Annotated in this window: 2 protein-coding genes; both read right to left on the bottom strand. The window is 57.9% G+C overall.

Annotation, left to right across the window (positions count from 1 at the left end):
* Positions 1–720 (bottom strand): DUF11 domain-containing protein (locus A3SI_RS16725; RefSeq protein WP_162098490.1); only part of this gene is annotated, 720 nt, incomplete at its 3' end.
* Between the two features lie 8 nt (positions 721–728).
* Positions 729–1,610: DUF11 domain-containing protein (locus tag A3SI_RS16720; RefSeq protein WP_009057882.1), on the bottom strand; the 882-nt coding region annotated here is incomplete at its 5' end.

Genomic DNA, 1,610 nt, shown 5'->3' with positions numbered 1-1,610 from the left:
ATTTTCCTTCGGACCATCTGGATCATCCGCACTATTGGCCACCGCTACGTTACGGATCACCGTACCCGCTGCCGTATTAGCCGGGATTCCTAAAACTAAGGTCAACGTAGCCTCTCCACCCGCCGCGATCTCGGCGATGTTCCAACTCACCGTGCCGGCAGCAAAAGTCCCGCCCATGCTCGCACTCTCGAACACCGTTCCCGCAGGAAGTGCATCCGTCACCAATACATTGCGCGCTGCCGCATTTCCTATATTGCGTACTCGAATCGTGTAGGTAATCGACTCACCCGCCAGCACGCGTGGTGCCGCCGGCGTCTTCAGCACTTCCAAATTCGCCACACGTAAGGCATTCACATTTACGCGCACCTCATTACTCAACTGCTCCCCTCTCGGGTCCGCTGCCGCAGTACCGCGCGCTTGCGCCACGATCACCACGCCATCAGCTAAGCCATCCGCGCTGCGTACGACCAGGTTCAAGCTAAGCGTCTCTCCTGCCGGAACATTAGCCAGTGCCCAGTTGACATTCAAGCCATCCAAGACACCACCCTCCGTCGCCGAAATAAACTGCGTGTCATTCGGTAGCGGCAAGGTCACATTCACCTCGCCCGTACCGATATTTCCTGTATTGCGCACCTCTAAGGTATAGGTGATCTCATCCCCTGAGGTCACCGTCAGCGGAGTCGCCGCAAGCACCAGCTCTAAGGTCGCGCGCTCATTCACCGCCGTAATCACCGCAGGGCAGATACGCGTGGAGATCCCGCATCCGTAGGGCTATTCACCTCGGCGACATTGCTCACCTCCGTGCCATTCGCCAAGTCCGACGCCAAGCGAACCTCCAAGCTCAGGTTGACCGACGCGCCTGCGGCCAAAGTGCCTACAGTCCAGCTCACCACTCCATTATCCAAGCTGCCGCCAGTATCCGCAGACACGAAGCTCACTCCTGCCGGCAAGGCATCCGTTACCACCACCTGCTGGGCATCACTTGGGCCGTTATTCGTCACCGTGATCGTGTACGTAAACGTCTCTCCTACCACCACATTCGGAGTAGCAGTCGTTTTCGCTATGGCTAAGGTCGCAGCAGTATCCACCGTCACATCATTATCTGGATCCGGCGCATTTTCCTTCGGACCATCTGGATCATCCGCACTATTGGCCACCGCTACGTTACGGATCACCGTACCCGCTGCCGTATTAGCCGGGATTCCTAAAACTAAGGTCAACGTAGCCTCTCCACCTGCCGCGATCTCGGCGATGTTCCAACTCACCGTGCCGGCAGCAAAAGTCCCGCCCATGCTCGCACTCTCGAACACCGTTCCCGCAGGAAGTGCATCCGTCACCAACACATTGCGCGCTGCCGCATTTCCTATATTGCGTACTCGAATCGTGTAGGTAATCGACTCACCCGCCAGCACGCGTGGTGCCGCAGGCGTCTTCAGCACTTCCAAATTCGCCACACGTAAGGCATTCACATTCACGCGCACCTCATTGCTCAACTGCTCCCCTCTCGGATCCGCTGCCGCAGTACCGCGCGCTTGCGCCACGATCACCACGCCATCAGCTAAGCCATCCGCGCTGCGAACCACCAAATTCAAGCTAAGCGTCTCTCCTGC

The organism is Nitritalea halalkaliphila LW7, assembly GCF_000265075.1.
In the GTDB taxonomy this organism is placed as follows: domain Bacteria; phylum Bacteroidota; class Bacteroidia; order Cytophagales; family Cyclobacteriaceae; genus Nitritalea; species Nitritalea halalkaliphila.
Note: the sequence above shows the minus strand (reverse complement) of the source record. Positions and strands in the feature narration are given on the sequence as shown.